Genomic DNA, 16,216 nt, shown 5'->3' with positions numbered 1-16,216 from the left:
CGTCTTCTGTAAACACGCCAGCGCCAGAACACAACCAGACCCAGCAATACGATTGCCGCCAGCCCGATCTCATACAGCTCGTCATAGCTGACCAGTGGCTCTTCAATCCGCAGGTATCCTGGCTGGGCCAGCAACTGACGCATCGCTCGGTTCGCCAGATCCAGACTCACGCCGCGGGTGCGTTTGGCCGGGTCTTCGAAGCGGCCGTCCGCATAATCGTTCAATGCGCCCCAGTAGTAGTCAGCCAATGCGCTATTGCCCTGCACCGCCCACGCCTGTTTGGCAATCGACGCCTGCTGCAGGCGAGCGAATGTCGCCGGGTCCATGCCCTCTTTGCGCAATCGCTCCAGCATCGAACGAACCGCAGCCACGGCTGCGTCAACGTCATCGCGGGCCAGATCCGCGTTCAGGCTGAGAAAGCCCGTGTCGCCAAACGCCTCGCGGTCGGCCCATGGCCCATAGGAATAGCCCTTGTCCAGGCGCAGCTCACTGTACAGCGCCCAATCCAGGTAGGCCTTCACCAAGTCCCAGGTCTCATCGTGCTGCTCGCCCATATCAGGCTCGGTGAACAGCAAGTGTAGTTTGGCGCCGTCACCCAGCGCGCCACGAATGAGCGTCCGCTCGGGTTCCGCTTTTCCATCGATAGTGGGAAGCGGCGGGTGTTCGGTCGGATCTACTGCATTGAGTTGCCCGAAGGTACGCTCCAGATAGGCGGGCAGCAGTTTGTCGAGCTCGCCGACGATGATCAGCGTCATGTTGTTGGAGGCGTACCAGTTGTCATGAATGCTCTCGATCTGCTCCAGCGTCAGATGATCGACTTCCGGCCGCTCCGAGCACTTGAGTCCCAGCTCCACGGCCACTTGATTGCTGGCGCTATGGCCCAGGTCGCGCTTGTCCAGCCAGCGCTGCAAGTGGGAATAGTGCCCGCCGTCTTCACGTTCGACGATGCGTTTGGCGGTGTCCAGATTGGCCTGATTGATCTGGGTGTGGGTCAGCACGTTCAGCAGCAGGTCCAGAACCTTGCGCTGGTTCTGTGCGGGCGCCTCGATCACGAACGTGGTGTCGGTGTTGCTGGTGAAAGCGTTCCAGTCGCCGCCCAGCGCCTGCATCTGCTGCTCCAGACCGCCTTCCCCTGAGTTGTCGATGCCGCTGAACAGCAAATGTTCGAGCAGATGTGGCAGCTCCTTGTCTTTGCACGGGAAGTCGTCAAACCCGATACCGACCACGAGGCGGATGGAAACGTGGCCTTTTTCAGCGGGTTTGAGCAGCAACTGCAAACCGTTGGGCAAGACATAGCCCTCCACCTGAAAGCGGTCGAGGGCCATTGAGGGGAGAGATGTCAAAAACAGACAAACGAACAGCAGGCAACGCATAAAAACGGGCTTCCTTGCGGGCCGGTATGTGTAACAGACTTCAGTACCGCCCCGGCGTTCATCCCGATTATTCTGGTTGGCTTTCGCTGGACAAGGCTCCGGTGTCAGTTGTCTCGAGAACGGCATAGGCGCTGCTGCAGAACAGTGAATTCAAACGTTTCATGTCAGCGATTAGTTCAAGGTGCAAGGAACTGGTCTCGATACTCTGCACGATTTTACGTTGCAGTCTGCTGACATGGGCATGCGCCAGGCGCCGCTCCTGTGCCCGGAAACGACGCTTTTCACGCAGCAGTTGCCGAGCGCTTTCCGGATCTCCGCTCAGGAAAACCGACAATCCGAGGCGCAGGTTCGCCATCAGTTGCTCATGAANTCTTCTGCTGCTGAACCTTACGCAGCATACGCTCGATGAGCCCGCTCGCCAGTTCCAGATTGATCGACAGCTCGATGATTTCAGCCCAACGGCGATTGTCCTGATCGCTCAGATCTTCTCTGGGCATCTGCGCCAGATAGAGCTTGATCGCGTTGTAGAGCACTTCCACGTCATCATTCAGGCGCCGCACTTCCTGAGTCACCGCAGTCTGGTTACCACGCAGCACTTCCTGCATGGCATTGAGCATGCTGTCGATCAGATCGCCCATACGCAGCGTTTCCCGCACCGCGTTGGCCAGCGCCAGGCTGGGTGTCGACAGCGCCGTCAGATCCAGATGGCGGGGTTTGACTGCCCCATTGACCTCCGCCTGTTGCGGCAGGATCGTCGCACAGAGACGACCCATCGGCCCGACCGTAGGCAACATGATCAGGCAGCGAAGCGAGTTGTAGATCACATGAAAAGTGATCACCAGGCTCGAGGGGCTGACGTTCAGCGTCTCCATCCAGTGAACCAGCGGCGTCAACACCGGGATGATCAATAACAGCCCGATGAGCTTGTACAACAAGCTGCCCAGCGCGACCTGGCGGCCGGCGACGTTCTGCATGCTGGTGCTGAGAAACGCCAGCAGGCCGCTGCCGATGTTGGCGCCGATTACCAGGCCAATGGCCACGGGCAGACTGATGATTTCCGCACCCGCCAGGGTGGCGGTCAGCAGCACGGCCGCCAGACTGGAGTAGGAGATCAGTGCGAACATCGCACCGACCAGGGCGTCGAGCAGAATGTCGCCGGTCAGCGAGGCGAACAGCACTTTCACTCCAGCAGCCTGGGTGATGGGTGCAGCGGCGGTCACGATCAACTGCAATGCCAGAATGATCAGCCCCAGACCGATCCCGACACGACCCAGTTGGCCGAGACGCGTCTGTTTGCGAGAAAGGAATAGCATCACCCCGAGAAAGATCAGCAGTGGCGACAGCCATGACAGATCGAACGTCAGGATTCGCGACATCACGGCTGTACCCACGTCCGCACCCAGCATGATCGCCAGCGCGGGCGTCAGGCCCATCAACCCCTGGCCAACGAAGGACGTGACCAGCATCGCAGTGGCATTGCTGCTCTGCACCAGTGCGGTGACGAGAATACCGGCGACGAAGGCCAGCGGACGCTTGGACATGTTGTGGCTGAGCACACGACGCAACTGCGAGCCGTAGACGCGCAGGATGCCGGTTCGAACGATGTGCGTGCCCCAGATCAGCAGCGCGACGGCGGAAAGCAAATCGAGCAGGGTCAGCATACGGAAAGCCCCCTGTTAAGCGCCCATTGGGCAGGAAGTGAAAGTGCAGCGTGTAGCGAGCGAAAGCGCATGGGCATTTTTTAGTGATCAGCATGCTCAACTAAAGCTTTTAGTCGGCCGGAGGCCTTATTGCCAGCATGGCACAGCAGATTGTTTCTTGAAACAAATCTGTCACATATCAGTCGTTTGACCATTTTCAAGGCCAGAAAAAGGGGCGCTGAAGGACGCCCCGTTTCTGTCTCATCTACAACGCATCGGATGTTATTGACCCGGAACGTCCTTGCGAAGTTTCACGGGGTCCTTCATCGCCCTCTTTTTCGCCATCGCGATGCGCATTTTGATGTTGATGGCTTCAACCGCCAGTGAGAACGCCATGGCGAAGTACACGTAGCCCTTAGGCACATGCACGTCGAAGGATTCTGCAATCAGCACGGTACCGACGACGATCAGGAACGACAGCGCCAGCATTTTCAGCGAAGGGTGCTTATCAATGAACTCGCTGATGACGCCCGAGCACAGCATCATGATCAGGACGGCGACGATGATCGCGGCCACCATCACCGGGACGTGGGAAACCATACCGACCGCCGTGATGACTGAGTCCAGCGAGAACACGATGTCAATGATCGCGATCTGGATGATCGTGTATATGAACAGCCCGCCCTTGCCCTTCGGCTCATCAAGCTGCTCTTCCTCGCCTTCCATGCCGTGGTAGATCTCTTGCGAGCTTTTCCACAGCAGGAACAGACCACCGAAGAACAGGATCAGGTCGCGGCCGGAAATGCCTTCGCCCATGACCACGAACAGGTCGTCAGTCAGGCGCATGACCCAGGTAATCGACAGCAGCAGCAGGATGCGCGTGACCATCGCCAGCGCCAGACCGAAAATCCGCGTGCGCGGCTGCATCGCTTTGGGCATGCGGCTGACCAGGATCGAGATCATGATGATGTTGTCGATGCCCAGAACGATCTCCAGGGCTGTCAGGGTGAAGAAAGCAACCCAGATCTCAGGGTTGGTCAGCCATTCCATTACGTTTTCCTTTGAGCTTGTTTAAGCCTCGCTGACGGTGGTCCGCCAGCGAGCCGATGTGTTTGCCTTATAGACTGCTGAAGACGGGGAATATCCCCATCAGCAGCGCGGCGACCATTATGCACACGCAGACCAGCACGGCCCATTTGAGGGTGAAGCGCTGGTGATCACCAAATTCGATGCCGGCCAGTGCCACCAACAGGTAGGTCGACGGTACCAATGGGCTCAGCAAATGGACGGGCTGACCAACGATCGAGGCACGTGCCATTTCGACCGGGCTGATGCCGTAGTGCGCGGCGGCTTCGGCAAGCACCGGCAGCACACCATAGTAGAACGCATCATTGGACATGAAGAACGTGAAGGGCATGCTGACCACGGCTGTGATGACCGCCAGGTAGGGACCCATCGCATCGGGAATCACCGCCAGCAGGCTTTTCGACATCGCATCCACCATCCCGGTGCCCGACAGGATACCGGTGAAAATACCCGCCGCGAAGATCAGACCGACCACCGCCAGCACGCTGCCGGCGTGAGCGGCGATACGGTCTTTCTGCGCCTGCAGGCACGGGTAATTGACGATCATGGCGATACTGAACGCGATCATGAACAGCACCGGCAGCGGCAGCAGGCCCATGATCAGAGCGACCATCAGTGCCAGTGTCAGGGCGCCGTTGAACCAGATGAGTTTCGGACGACGGGCATCTGGAAACTGCGAGACGCTGATTTCGCTGTGATCGACTTCGTCGCCTGGCAAGTGCAGCTCGCCAAGGCGCGCTCGCTCGCGTTTGCCGTAGCAGTAAGCGATCACAAGAATGGCGATCACCCCTGCAAGCATGGCGGGAATCATGGGAACGAAGATGTCCGATGGGTCGACATGCAGCGCACTGGCTGCCCGCGCAGTCGGACCGCCCCATGGCGTCATGTTCATGACACCGCCCGCCAGAATGATCAGGCCGGCCATGATTCGCGGGCTCATGCCCAGGCGGCTGTACAGCGGCAGCATCGCAGCCACGCAGATCATGTAGGTGGTAGCGCCATCTCCATCCAGGGAAACCACCAGCGCCAGCACGGCAGTACCCACCGAGACTTTTACCGGATCACCTTTGACCAGCTTGAGAATCTTGCGCACGGCCGGGTCGAACAGGCCGGAGTCAATCATCAGTGCGAAGTAGAGAATGGCGAACATCAGCATGACGCCGGTCGGCGCCAGCTTGGTAATGCCCGCAAGCATCATGGGGCCAATACCGGAGGCGAAGCCGCCGAACAGGGCGAAGACGATAGGGACGATGATCAGGGCGATCAGCGCTGAAAGGCGCTTGCTCATGATCAAGTACATAAAGGCGACGACCATGGCGAAGCCGAGGAAGGTCAACATAGAAATACTCCAGGCGGTACGCGACGTGAAACGGACGAGACGAAGGCAATCAGCTCAGTACGAGCGGCGCGTGGAGTGGGGGAGCGAACGAGGGGCACAGAAGAACAAGAGCGAGCATCAGAATCACCGAATTGTTGTTGTAGATGGGCCGGAGAACGACGAAGGCCGTTCATCCTGGCTGACCGGTCTGTCGCCGGCGGTGGGGAGATGCTAAAGGGCCAAGCTTTCAGCCAGCTTTCGTTGACGTTACGTTGGTCGTTGTAGGAAAAATGAAGTTATTGCGCCACGAGGCAGTCAGACCTTAAACATGATCGGGAGTATGAGCATGACTCAAGTGCATACCGGCGGATGCCATTGCGGCAATCTGCGCTATCAACTCGATGCGCCGTTGCGCGACATCGCTCATTGTCATTGCTCGATCTGTCGACGGACGTCAGGCGGGATCGTAGTGACCTGGATCACGGTGCCATTGGAGGCGTTCAAGTGGCTGGCGGGCAGTCCGGCGGCGTATGACTCCGGCCCCACCTGCGTGCGCTTTTTCTGCAACAACTGCGGTGCGCAGGCGGCGTTGTTCAGTCGCAATAGCCCTGAGACGATGGATGTGACTATTGCGACCCTCGATCACCCCGAGCAGGCTCCGGCAGATCGGCATATCTGGACCGATAGCCGATTGCCGTGGCTGCATCTGGATGAGGGCCTGCCAGAGCAGCGGGAAGAAGCGATATAACGACGTCCGCTCCTCGCTGTCAGATCAGTTCTTCTCCAGTACCCAGTGTCGCTCGCCCGGGCGCAGGTCGGGCATTTCGGTGGCCTGCGCATTGTTCACGGCCTGGAAAATTTCCAGCTGCTTGCCCTGACGCACGAACACCCAGGGATTGCCGCGTTCGTTCTTCTCAAGCCACATGCTGTCATACTCACCGCTCATGGCGGCGCAGTCGCCAGCCAGGCACAGGGCGTAACGATCATTGCCTGGTAGGCCGGTCACACTGCCATCGGGCTGAAACTCGACCACACTGCCCTGGCCGTCGCCGTTGACGATCGTCCACTTCCCGCCCAGATAGGCCGTGTACAGCGCTCGCTCGAAACTGGTTCCCGGCTGCGCGCCTGCTGGCGCTGGCTGCTTGGGCATCTTGAAGTGCTGTTCAGGGCCTGAGTCGCTGGCGCTCTGTACCAGCTCGTCGCTCTTGAGTTTCAACTCATCGGACGCGCTGCCGTAGACGTTCACTTTCCAGGAACCGTCCGGGTCCTTGGCGACCTTGCCCTCGGTGAGTTCAAAACCGTTGTAAGACGTTGCCTGCCCTGCTGCCGTGTTGATATTCCACTCCAGCGTCGGCCCATACGCGAGCAACGACTGGCGAAGATTGCCACCTTCGGCCGCAGCATCGATTGCCGCCTGGTTGACCCAGACACCGTCCGGGGTTTTGTTGGAATGGCTGGCACAGCCGCTCAGTAGCGCGGCCAACAGCGAGAGGGCGAACGCGACGCGCATATGCATGCGGAGTCCTTCCTTTGCTCTGAGAGGGTGGCGGAGCGTCGTATGCGCTCCGCAGGGGATTTACTCGACGACCAGCACGGCGTCCATTTCGACCATGGCGCCTTTAGGCAGGGCGGCAACGCCAATGGCGGCGCGCGCCGGGTAAGGCTGTTCGAAGTATTTGCCCATGATCTCGTTGACCTTGGCGAAATGGCTCAGGTCGGTCAGGAAGATGTTCAGCTTGACGATGTCCTTGAACGAGCCGCCTGCCGCTTCAGCCACTGCTTTAAGGTTTTCGAACACTTGAACGGTCTGTGCTTCGAAACCTTCGACCAGTTCCATGGTTTTCGGGTCCAGTGGGATCTGGCCGGACATGTAGACGGTATTGCCAGCTTTGATCGCCTGAGAGTACGTGCCGATGGCGGCAGGGGCTTTGTCGCTGGAGATGACGGTCTTGCTCATGAAAAACTCCTGTTGGCGGTTTGGCTACGCGCGCATGCGGGTGATGCGGATCACGCCGGTCAGGGCGCGCAGTTTCTTGATCACGCGGGCCAGGTGCACGCGGTCGTGCACGCTGACCACCAGTTGGACCACGCTGATACGACCATCGCGCTCGTCCATGCTGATTTTCTCAATGTTGCCGTCGGCCGCGTTCACACTGCTTGCCAGCAGCGCGATAAGCCCGCGCTGGTGTTCAAGCTCGACGCGCAGTTCGACGTTGAATTCGCCAGTAACGTCCTTGGCCCAGGACAGTTGAATGCATTTTTCCGGGTTGTGGCGGATTTCGCTGATGTTGCGGCAGTTGTCCAGGTGCACGACCATGCCTTTGCCTGCGGACAGGTGGCCGACGATCGGATCGCCCGGAATCGGCGTGCAGCACTTGGCGTAGCTGAGCACCAGGCCCTCGGTACCGCGGATCGCCAATGGCCCTTCTGCGCTTGGCAGTTGTTCACCTTCACTGGCGAGCAGGCGCCGTGCAACGACGTAGGCCATGCGATTGCCCAGCCCGATGTCTTCGAGGAGGTCTTCGATGACCTCGACCCGATACTCGGCGAGAATCAGCTGCAGACGTTCGTTCGGGATCTTTTCCAGGCTGCTGTCGAAGCCGTTAAGCACCTTGTTCAGCAGGCGTTCGCCAAGATTGATGGATTCTGAGCGTCGTTGCAGTTTGAGTGCGTGCCGAATGTGGGTGCGGGCCTTGCCGGTGACGACAAAGTTGAGCCACGCCGGATTGGGTCGCGCTCCCGGTGCACTGACGATTTCAACTGTCGAGCCGCTTTGCAGGGGCTCGGACAGTGGGGCAAGCCGACGATTGATGCGACATGCGATGCAGCTATTGCCAACGTCAGTGTGTACCGCATAGGCGAAGTCGACAGCCGTGGAGCCTTTGGGCAACTCCATGATCCGGCCTTTAGGGGTGAACACATAGACCTCGTCCGGGAACAGGTCGATCTTCACGCTTTCAATGAATTCCAGGGAGTTGCCGGCGCGTTGCTGCATTTCCAGCACGCCTTTGACCCATTGACGGGCGCGTGCGTGGGTGCCTTTGGGCTGCTCGTCACCCGAGGATTTGTATAGCCAGTGTGCGGCGATGCCGTTGTTGGCCATCTCTTCCATTTCGCGGGTGCGAATCTGGATTTCGATGGGGACGCCGTGCATGCCGAACAGGGTGGTGTGCAACGACTGATAGCCGTTGGCTTTGGGAATCGCGATGTAATCCTTGAAGCGGCCAGGCAGCGGTTTGTACAGATTATGTACAGCCCCCAGCACGCGATAACAGGTGTCGACCTTGTCGACGATGATCCGGAACGCGTAGACGTCCATGATCTCGTTGAAGGCCCGACGCTTGCCGCGCATCTTCTTGTAAATGCCGTAAAGGTGCTTCTGTCGCCCGCTGACTTCGCCTTCGATACCGTCGACGGCAAGGCAGTGGCTCAACGACTCTTCAATCTTGTTGACCAGCTCCTTGCGATTGCCCCGCGCGCGTTTGACCGCCTGACCGATGCGCGAAGAACGCATGGGGTACATCGCCTTGAAACCCAGGTCTTCGAATTCGATACGCACACTGTGCATGCCAAGGCGATTGGCGATGGGGGCGTAGATTTCGAGCGTTTCCTTGGCGATGCGTCGGCGTTTTTCGCCTGACAGCACTTCGAGGGTGCGCATGTTGTGCAGACGGTCGGCGAGCTTGACCAGAATCACACGAATGTCGCGCGCCATGGCCATGGCCATTTTCTGGAAGTTTTCTGCCTGGGCTTCGGCTTTGGTCTCGAAGTTCATCTGGGTCAGTTTGCTGACCCCGTCGACCAGTTCGGCCACGGTTTCGCCAAACTGCGCACAGAGCGCTTCCTTGGCGATGCCTGTGTCTTCGATCACATCATGCAGCATCGCGGCCATCAGGCTCTGATGGTCCATGTGCATGTCGGCAAGGATATTGGCCACCGCCAGCGGGTGCGTGACGTAGGCTTCGCCGCTGCGACGGCGTTGGCCGTCGTGGGCTTGTTCGGCATAGAAGTACGCTCGGCGAACCAGATTGACCTGGTCTTTGCCGAGGTAGGTCGACAGGCGATCGGCGAGGGCGTCTATGCTCGGCAAGATGCAACTCCTTGCCGATGGCTCTGACCCTGCGCCTTGCTACGTCGACCGGGCATAGGCTTAGACGGCCTCGTTGGACTCGTCCTCGAACGCAGCGAACAATGGTTCATCTTCAACGATTTCAGCTTCTGCAATGACGGCGTAATCCATCAGGCCAGCTGCGATTTCACGCAGGGCAACAACGGTAGGCTTGTCGTTTTCCCAGGCCAGCTTTGGCTCTTTGCCGCCGGTCGCCAGTTGACGCGAGCGTTTGGTGGCGAGCATGACCAGCTCAAAGCGGTTATCTACATGTTCCAGGCAGTCTTCAACGGTCACGCGGGCCATGGGTATTCCTCGTAGCAAATGCGGTATGCGCGGTGCCCGGATGGGCGAGCGGACTCGGTAGTTTACAAGCGGACAGCCACAAGCTTCAAGCGGCAAGCCACAAGCGGTCGATTTTTACAACCCTGCAATCACGCCAGCAGTTGTGCAAGTAGCTCCTGGAAGCGCTGCTGCTGATGCTCCTGGGTGAGCAAATTGGTACGGAAGATGGCTTTGAGGTCTTCCAGCGCGGTGGCGAAATCATCATTAATGACGATGTAATCGTACTCGACGTAGTGGCTCATTTCGCTGACGGCCTCGCGCATCCGGCCCTCGATGATCTCGTCGCTGTCCTGGCCGCGGTTGGTCAGTCGTTGACGCAGCGCCTGCTGGGTCGGTGGCAGAATGAAGATCGAGCGAGCGTGAGGCATCAGTTTGCGCACTTGCTCGGCGCCCTGCCAGTCGATTTCCAGAATCAGGTCATGGCCTTCATCCAGCGTCTGCTGCAGACGGCTTTGCGAGGTGCCATAGAGATTGCCGAAGACTTCGGCCTGTTCGAGGAAATCCCCGTGTTCGATCATGCGCACGAATTCGGCGCGGTCGACGAAGTGGTAATTCACGCCGTCCACTTCACCAGGGCGCATGGCCCGTGTGGTGTGCGATACGGAGACGCGAATCTGCGGCTGAGCATCGATCAGGGCTTTGACCAGGCTGGTCTTGCCCGCGCCCGAAGGGGCGGAAATGATGTACAGAGTGCCGGTGCTGTGGGTCATGTCGGAATTGGCCTTACTCAATATTCTGCACTTGTTCGCGCATCTGCTCGATCAACACCTTGAGGTTGACCGCGGCTTGGGTGCTGCGAGGATCAAAGGCTTTGGAGCCCAGTGTATTGGCTTCGCGGTTGAGCTCTTGCATCAGGAAGTCCAGGCGGCGACCGGCCTGTCCGCCGGTCTTGAGTACGCGGCGAACTTCAGTGACGTGGGTGCTCAGACGGTCGAGTTCCTCGGCGACGTCGCTCTTCTGCGCCAGCAGGACCATCTCCTGCTCCAGACGCTGGGGATCGAGCTCTGCCTTCATATCAGCGAAGCGATCGAGCACTTTCTGACGCTGAGTGGCGAGCATCTGCGGCACGAGGGTGCGCAGGGTAGCCACTTCGGTCTTGATTGAGGAAAGCCGTTCGTCGAGAAGTCTGGCCAGGTCTGCGCCTTCACGGGCGCGCCCGGCTTTCAATTCGTCCAGCGCCTCATTGAAGAGCGCCAGCGCATCGTTGTTCAGGGCTTGGGGATCGGACGCGTCAGCCACGAGAACCCCAGGCCAGGCCAGCACTTCCAACGGGTTCAGCGCGGCAGGTTGCTTGATCAGGCTGGCGACGGTTTCCGCAGCGGCGACCAGCTGGCTGGCACGCTCGCGATCAACCTGCAGCGGTTTACCTGCGGTTTCTTCGGTGAAGCGCAGGGTGCATTCGATCTTGCCCCGTGACAGACCTTGGCGTAGCGCTTCGCGTACGGCGCTTTCCAGGTCGCGGAAGGATTCCGGCAGGCGCAGGTGTGGTTCGAGATAGCGATGATTGACCGAGCGCAGTTCCCAGCTCAGCGTGCCTTGTGTGCCGGCTCGTTCGGCACGGGCGAAAGCGGTCATGCTGTGCACCATGGGAAGTACCTCTGTTTAGTCAGGTGTTGGCGGTAGCCTGCCCGGGGCGGTGTTCTGCCCGAACGAACGTCGTAAAGAACGACAGGCTATAAAGGCGCCAGATTGTAGCTCAGAGCGAGGTTCGCGCCCAAATGCTGCAATGCCGCACGGACTGAAGGAATGCACCGCTTGTTTTGTAGGGTAATGCCAATTCATGGGGCGACACCTGGGCCGATGGTCATCGATGGATCATTTGATGTCCCCAGCGCGAGCTTGCGCCTCTATAATGCACGTCAGTTTTCCGTCTCAGTACAGGTATCCCAGATGAAACGTCCAAGTGGTCGCGCTGCCGATCAGCTTCGCTCGATCCGCATCACCCGCAACTACACCAAGCACGCCGAAGGGTCTGTACTGGTCGAGTTCGGCGACACCAAGGTGATCTGCACCGTCAGCGTCGAAAACGGCGTGCCACGTTTTCTCAAAGGTCAGGGCCAGGGTTGGCTCACCGCCGAATACGGCATGCTGCCCCGTGCCACAGGTGAGCGTAACCAGCGTGAAGCCAGTCGTGGCAAGCAAGGCGGTCGTACTCTTGAGATTCAGCGTCTGATTGGTCGTTCCCTGCGCGCTGCCCTGGACATGTCCAAGCTGGGTGATGTGACCCTGTATGTCGATTGCGATGTGATTCAGGCCGACGGCGGCACTCGTACCGCTTCGATTACCGGTTCCATGGTCGCGCTGATCGATGCCTTGAAAACCATCAAGAAGCGCGGGGGCCTGAAAGGCGGCGATCCGCTCAAGCAAATGATTGCCGCCGTTTCGGTGGGCATGTATCAGGGTGAGCCAGTGCTGGATCTGGATTACCTGGAAGATTCCGCCGCCGAGACCGACCTCAACGTGGTGATGACCAACGCCGGTGGCTTCATTGAGGTGCAGGGCACTGCCGAGGGTGCGCCGTTCCAGCCTGAAGAGCTGAACGCCATGCTGGCACTGGCCCAGAAAGGCATGAACGAGATCTTCGAGTTGCAGAAAGCAGCACTTGCCGACTGAGCATTGCCTCGGTCTTACGGTTTATATCTGTCAGAACAGAGGCAGCACAATGATCGACAGTCAGCCGCCGCAACCAGTGCCGAGCAAGGAAGTCCGCCAATGGGCGATGTTGTGCCATTTCGCGGCGTTTTTCGGCCTGATCTTTCCGTTCGGTAATTTGCTCGGGCCGCTGATTGTCTGGCAATTGAAGAAAGAAACAGATCCGTATATCGACGCTCAGGGCAAGGAAGCCCTGAACTTCCAGATCACCGTGGCCATCGCCGCGATGATCTGCTTCCTGTTGATGGTCATCGTCATCGGCTTCCCGCTGTTGATGCTGGTAGGCGTCGGTGCGCTGGTGCTGACGATCATCGCCGGGATCAAGGTCAACGACGGAATTGCCTACCGCTATCCATTTACCTGGCGGTTGATCAAATAGCGTTGGTGGCCGGCCCCGCAGTGATCGCGGGAGTCTTTCTCTTCTACGCACACCTGTAGCAGTCCGGCTTGCCGGCGGTGACGACTTCGAGATCGATGCCGCCGGCAAGCCGGACTGCTACAGATCGCAGTATTGCGGAAAAACAAAAGCCGACTTCGCGTCGGCTTTTTTTTGAGCAACTGGACGTCAGATCGTCAAGGTCCAGTCGTAGTCCACGATCAGCGGCGCGTGTTGCGAGAAACGCGGCTGGCGTGGCAGGCGTGCGCTGCGAACAAAGCGGCGCAGACCCGGGGTCAGCAACTGGTAGTCGAACCGCCAGCCCAGATTCAGCATCTCGGCCTGTTCGTTATCCGGCCACCAGCTGTACTGGTCGCCTTCGCGGCTGACTTCGCGCAGGGCATCGACATAGCCCATGTTGCCGACAATCTCGTCCATCCACGCCCGTTCGGGTGCCAGGAAACCAGGAGATTGCTGGCTGTCGCGCCAGTTCTTGATATCCAGCTTCTGCTGCGCAACGTAGAGCGAGCCACAATAAATGTACTCGCGACGCTTGCGTCGCTGCTTGTCCAGATACTTGCCGAAGTCGTCCATGAGCTTGAACTTCTGATTCAAGTCTTCATCGCCGTTCATCCCGGACGGGAGCAGCAAAGTTGCAATACTGACTTTGTCGAAATCCGCTTGCAGGTATCGCCCGTAACGGTCGGCTGTTTCAAAGCCCAGACCGTTGATTACCGCCTTTGGTTGCAGTCGCGAGTAAAGCGCCACGCCACCTTGGGCAGGAACTTCGGCATCGCAGGCATACAGGAAGTAGCCATCCAGTTGGAAGGCTGGATCGTCCAGTTCAAAGGCGGAGGCGCGGGTATCCTGAAGGCAGATGACGTCGGCATTCTGGGCTTGCAGCCAACTGAGCAAACCACGCTCGACTGCAGCCTGAATACCATTAACGTTCACACTGATGATCCGCATAAATGGCCCCAAAAATCACGTGCGTGTATGATACCCGAGCTCTACCTAATTAGCTAAATCCGTGGTATTCGGGGCTTTTTTCATGCAAGCGTATCAGCGCGATTTCATTCGTTTTGCCATCGATCGCGGGGTTTTGCGCTTCGGTGAGTTCACGTTGAAGTCAGGACGCACCAGTCCTTACTTCTTCAATGCCGGTCTTTTCAACAGTGGTTCGGCACTGGCCCAGTTGGGCAAGTTCTACGCGGCTGCTGTGGTGGAAAGCGGGATTTCCTTCGATGTTCTTTTCGGGCCGGCGTACAAGGGTATCCCCCTGGCGGCCGCGACAGCCGTGGCTTTGGCAGATCATCACAACCTCGATCTACCGTGGTGCTTCAATCGCAAGGAAGCCAAGGCCCATGGTGAAGGCGGTAGTCTTGTCGGTGCTCCATTGACCGGCGACGTGCTGATCATCGACGACGTGATCACCGCAGGCACCGCGATTCGCGAGGTCATGCAGATCATTCAGGCGCAGGGCGCGAACGCCGCAGGCGTGTTGATCGCACTGAACCGCCAGGAACGCGGCAACGGCGAGCTTTCGGCGATCCAGGAAGTTGAGCGCGACTTCGGCATTCCGGTGGTGAGCATCGTTTCGTTGAATCAGGTCCTCGAGTTCCTGGCCGATGATCCTCAGCTCAAGCAGCACCTTCCAGCCGTTGAAGCGTATCGGGCTCAATACGGAATCTGAGTCGTCAGGGGATCTCGTTTTTATGCTCAAGTCGGGCTCAGTGGGTCTTTGTCTGTTGCTGGGTGTGGTGTGCGTGGCAAGCGTTCAGGCTGACGAGAACCCAGGCATCGTGCTCTATCGCTATGTCGACAGTCGCGGCGTGACGGTTCTTGACCGCCAGGGCGTGCCTGCCGAATACGCAGGTAAAGGCTACGAGGTGTTGAATCAGCGCGGGCGCGTGATCCAGACGATTCCGCCTGCGCCGACCGCTGACGAGGCCCGGAAGGCTCAGGCTGCAGCGCAGGCTGCCAGACTACAGGCCGAGGCTGATGCGCAGTTGCTGCATCTGTACAGCAGCGTGACCGATGTCGATCGTGCCCGGACCCGCAAGCTGGCGGAGCTCGATGCGCTGATTTCCGTAGCCCAGGGCAATATTCAAGGGCTGACAACTCAGCAGGGTGCGTTGCAAACCCAGGCGGCCGATCAGGAGCGCGCGGGGCGACAGGTGCCGCAAAGCCTGATCGACCAGATGGCGGATGTGCGTGATCAGCAGCAGAATCTCAAGCTCGATATCCTGCGATATCAGACCGCACGCAAGCAGGCCGATGCCGAGTTCGCTCAGGACAAGGTGCGATTGCAGCAACTGCTTGGGCATTGAGTGCCAGAATGAAAAAAGACCCCGCCGGTTACGCCGGCGGGGTCTTTTTTTGCGCGGGATCCGCGATCAGTGACGTTTGCGGTTGCTGATCAGGGTGCCGACGCCGGTGTCGGTGAAGATTTCCAGCAGCACGGCGTTCGGAACGCGACCGTCGATGATGTGCGAGGTGGTCACACCGCCCTGCACTGCTTCCAGCGCGCATCGGATCTTCGGCAGCATGCCGCCATAGATGGTGCCGTCGGCGATCAGGCCGTTGACCTGCTCGGTGGTCAGGCCGGTCAGTACCTTGCCTTCCTTGTCCATCAGGCCTGCGATGTTGGTCAGCAGCATCAGCTTTTCAGCCTTCAGAGCTTCAGCTACTTTGCCGGCAACCAGGTCGGCGTTGATGTTGTAGGACTCGCCGTCAGCGCCCACACCAATTGGCGCGATCACCGGAATGAAGTCGCCTTTGACCAACATGTTCAGCAGGTCCGTATTGATGCCCACCACTTCGCCGACATGACCGATGTCGATGATTTCCGGCTTGGTCATCTCCGGGGTCTGGCGGGTAACGTTCATTTTCTTCGCACGGATCAACTGGGCGTCTTTACCGGTCAGGCCGATTGCACTGCCGCCATGGCGGTTGATCAGATTAACGATGTCCTTGTTGACCTGGCCGCCCAATACCATTTCCACGACATCCATGGTCTGCGAGTCGGTGACGCGCATACCGTCGATGAAGTGGCTTTCAATGGACAGGCGCTTGAGCAGATCGCCGATTTGAGGTCCCCCGCCGTGTACCACGACCGGGTTGATGCCCACGGCCTTCATCAGCACGATGTCGCGCGCGAAGCCGGTCTTGAGCTCTTCGCTTTCCATGGCGTTGCCGCCGTACTTGATCACCAGCGTCTTGCCGACGAAGCGTCGGATATAAGGCAACGCTTCGGAAAGGACCTTGGCGGCATTGGCTGCGGCATCACGTTCGAGGGTCATTTGGGCTCCACTCAAA

Annotated in this window: 17 protein-coding genes and 1 pseudogene; 5 read left to right on the top strand and 13 right to left on the bottom strand. The window is 58.9% G+C overall.

Annotated elements, in window-relative coordinates; all coding sequences use genetic code 11:
* The 5 genes and pseudogenes from D3M70_RS32390 to D3M70_RS24515 form a co-directional block, all read right to left on the bottom strand.
* Window positions 1-1,373, bottom strand: a 1,373-nt coding sequence (locus tag D3M70_RS32390) for a pitrilysin family protein (RefSeq protein WP_165869886.1), incomplete at its 3' end; no start/stop codon positions are given.
* 67 nt (window positions 1,374-1,440) lie between these two features.
* Window positions 1,441-1,742 (bottom strand): annotated as a pseudogene (locus D3M70_RS33665) (Na/Pi cotransporter family protein); the annotation flags it as partial.
* Between the two features lies 1 nt (window position 1,743).
* Window positions 1,744-3,034 (bottom strand): Na/Pi cotransporter family protein (locus D3M70_RS24525; RefSeq protein ID WP_256659967.1); only part of this gene is annotated, 1,291 nt, incomplete at its 3' end.
* Between the two features lie 261 nt (window positions 3,035-3,295).
* Entirely contained in the window at window positions 3,296-4,063 is a 768-nt protein-coding gene (locus D3M70_RS24520) for a TerC family protein (RefSeq protein WP_120128175.1), read from the bottom strand.
* Window positions 4,064-4,130: 67 nt separating this feature from the next.
* On the bottom strand, window positions 4,131-5,438 hold the full coding sequence (locus D3M70_RS24515; RefSeq protein ID WP_120128174.1) for a CitMHS family transporter: 1,308 nt from the start codon (window positions 5,436-5,438) through the stop codon (window positions 4,131-4,133).
* 325 nt (window positions 5,439-5,763) lie between these two features.
* Here D3M70_RS24515 and D3M70_RS24510 point away from each other — a divergent pair, with 325 nt between their 5' ends.
* On the top strand, window positions 5,764-6,165 hold the full coding sequence (locus D3M70_RS24510; protein WP_120128423.1) for a GFA family protein: 402 nt from the start codon (window positions 5,764-5,766) through the stop codon (window positions 6,163-6,165).
* 24 nt (window positions 6,166-6,189) lie between these two features.
* On the opposite strand, the gene D3M70_RS24505 is transcribed toward D3M70_RS24510, so the two are convergent.
* From D3M70_RS24505 to D3M70_RS24480, 6 genes are all read right to left on the bottom strand, one after another.
* The gene (locus tag D3M70_RS24505) at window positions 6,190-6,927 is read right to left on the bottom strand and encodes a hypothetical protein (protein WP_120128421.1); all 738 of its coding nucleotides are present in this window, start codon (window positions 6,925-6,927) and stop codon (window positions 6,190-6,192) included.
* A gap of 66 nt (window positions 6,928-6,993) precedes the next feature.
* On the bottom strand, window positions 6,994-7,374 hold the full coding sequence (locus D3M70_RS24500) for a RidA family protein (protein WP_062379797.1): 381 nt from the start codon (window positions 7,372-7,374) through the stop codon (window positions 6,994-6,996).
* Between the two features lie 24 nt (window positions 7,375-7,398).
* Complete coding sequence (gene spoT, locus D3M70_RS24495) at window positions 7,399-9,507, bottom strand: bifunctional GTP diphosphokinase/guanosine-3',5'-bis pyrophosphate 3'-pyrophosphohydrolase (RefSeq protein WP_120128172.1); 2,109 nt, start codon at window positions 9,505-9,507, stop codon at window positions 7,399-7,401.
* A gap of 60 nt (window positions 9,508-9,567) precedes the next feature.
* Entirely contained in the window at window positions 9,568-9,831 is a 264-nt protein-coding gene (rpoZ, locus tag D3M70_RS24490) for a DNA-directed RNA polymerase subunit omega (RefSeq protein ID WP_004887180.1), read from the bottom strand.
* Between the two features lie 128 nt (window positions 9,832-9,959).
* Window positions 9,960-10,580 carry a guanylate kinase gene (gmk, locus tag D3M70_RS24485; protein ID WP_120128170.1) on the bottom strand — a complete coding sequence of 207 codons (621 nt, stop codon included), beginning with the start codon at window positions 10,578-10,580 and terminating at the stop codon, window positions 9,960-9,962.
* 13 nt (window positions 10,581-10,593) lie between these two features.
* Complete coding sequence (locus D3M70_RS24480; protein WP_120128169.1) at window positions 10,594-11,457, bottom strand: YicC/YloC family endoribonuclease; 864 nt, start codon at window positions 11,455-11,457, stop codon at window positions 10,594-10,596.
* Between the two features lie 303 nt (window positions 11,458-11,760).
* Here D3M70_RS24480 and rph point away from each other — a divergent pair, with 303 nt between their 5' ends.
* Window positions 11,761-12,483: a ribonuclease PH gene (gene rph / locus D3M70_RS24475; RefSeq protein WP_120128168.1), complete on the top strand. Its 723-nt coding sequence runs from the start codon at window positions 11,761-11,763 to the stop codon at window positions 12,481-12,483.
* Window positions 12,484-12,532: 49 nt separating this feature from the next.
* Window positions 12,533-12,901 (top strand): DUF4870 domain-containing protein, encoded by a 369-nt coding sequence (locus tag D3M70_RS24470; RefSeq protein ID WP_120128166.1) that lies wholly within the window; start codon window positions 12,533-12,535, stop codon window positions 12,899-12,901.
* A gap of 186 nt (window positions 12,902-13,087) precedes the next feature.
* On the opposite strand, the gene D3M70_RS24465 is transcribed toward D3M70_RS24470, so the two are convergent.
* Complete coding sequence (locus D3M70_RS24465; protein WP_037016693.1) at window positions 13,088-13,867, bottom strand: exodeoxyribonuclease III; 780 nt, start codon at window positions 13,865-13,867, stop codon at window positions 13,088-13,090.
* Between the two features lie 82 nt (window positions 13,868-13,949).
* On the opposite strand from D3M70_RS24465, the gene pyrE reads away from it, so the two are divergent.
* Complete coding sequence (gene pyrE, locus D3M70_RS24460; RefSeq protein ID WP_062379786.1) at window positions 13,950-14,591, top strand: orotate phosphoribosyltransferase; 642 nt, start codon at window positions 13,950-13,952, stop codon at window positions 14,589-14,591.
* 22 nt (window positions 14,592-14,613) lie between these two features.
* Window positions 14,614-15,228, top strand: coding sequence for a DUF4124 domain-containing protein (locus tag D3M70_RS24455; protein ID WP_120128165.1), 615 nt, complete (start codon window positions 14,614-14,616; stop codon window positions 15,226-15,228).
* 66 nt (window positions 15,229-15,294) lie between these two features.
* Here D3M70_RS24455 and argB read toward each other — a convergent pair whose 3' ends face one another.
* Entirely contained in the window at window positions 15,295-16,200 is a 906-nt protein-coding gene (gene argB, locus D3M70_RS24450; protein ID WP_120128163.1) for an acetylglutamate kinase, read from the bottom strand.
* Window positions 16,201-16,216 lie beyond the last annotated feature (16 nt).

It is taken from the genome of Pseudomonas sp. LS-2 (genome assembly GCF_003605735.1).
GTDB lineage: Bacteria > Pseudomonadota > Gammaproteobacteria > Pseudomonadales > Pseudomonadaceae > Aquipseudomonas.
The sequence above is the reverse complement of the archived record's forward strand: the minus strand, read 5'-3'. Positions and strand labels throughout refer to the sequence as shown.

Bases quoted from the DNA above. Each gene is read 5' to 3' on its own strand.
- D3M70_RS24470 (WP_120128166.1), top strand. From the start codon at position 12,533: ATGATCGACAGTCAGCCGCCGCAACCAGTGCCGAGCAAGGAAGTCCGC.
- D3M70_RS24480 (WP_120128169.1), bottom strand. From the start codon at position 11,457: ATGGTGCACAGCATGACCGCTTTCGCCCGTGCCGAACGAGCCGGCACA.
- D3M70_RS24500 (WP_062379797.1), bottom strand. From the start codon at position 7,374: ATGAGCAAGACCGTCATCTCCAGCGACAAAGCCCCTGCCGCCATCGGC.
- D3M70_RS24515 (WP_120128174.1), bottom strand. From the start codon at position 5,438: ATGTTGACCTTCCTCGGCTTCGCCATGGTCGTCGCCTTTATGTACTTG.
- rpoZ (WP_004887180.1), bottom strand. From the start codon at position 9,831: ATGGCCCGCGTGACCGTTGAAGACTGCCTGGAACATGTAGATAACCGC.
- D3M70_RS24465 (WP_037016693.1), bottom strand. From the start codon at position 13,867: ATGCGGATCATCAGTGTGAACGTTAATGGTATTCAGGCTGCAGTCGAG.
- D3M70_RS24520 (WP_120128175.1), bottom strand. From the start codon at position 4,063: ATGGAATGGCTGACCAACCCTGAGATCTGGGTTGCTTTCTTCACCCTG.
- gmk (WP_120128170.1), bottom strand. From the start codon at position 10,580: ATGACCCACAGCACCGGCACTCTGTACATCATTTCCGCCCCTTCGGGC.
- D3M70_RS24505 (WP_120128421.1), bottom strand. From the start codon at position 6,927: ATGCGCGTCGCGTTCGCCCTCTCGCTGTTGGCCGCGCTACTGAGCGGC.
- argB (WP_120128163.1), bottom strand. From the start codon at position 16,200: ATGACCCTCGAACGTGATGCCGCAGCCAATGCCGCCAAGGTCCTTTCC.
- D3M70_RS24455 (WP_120128165.1), top strand. From the start codon at position 14,614: ATGCTCAAGTCGGGCTCAGTGGGTCTTTGTCTGTTGCTGGGTGTGGTG.
- D3M70_RS24510 (WP_120128423.1), top strand. From the start codon at position 5,764: ATGACTCAAGTGCATACCGGCGGATGCCATTGCGGCAATCTGCGCTAT.
- pyrE (WP_062379786.1), top strand. From the start codon at position 13,950: ATGCAAGCGTATCAGCGCGATTTCATTCGTTTTGCCATCGATCGCGGG.
- rph (WP_120128168.1), top strand. From the start codon at position 11,761: ATGAAACGTCCAAGTGGTCGCGCTGCCGATCAGCTTCGCTCGATCCGC.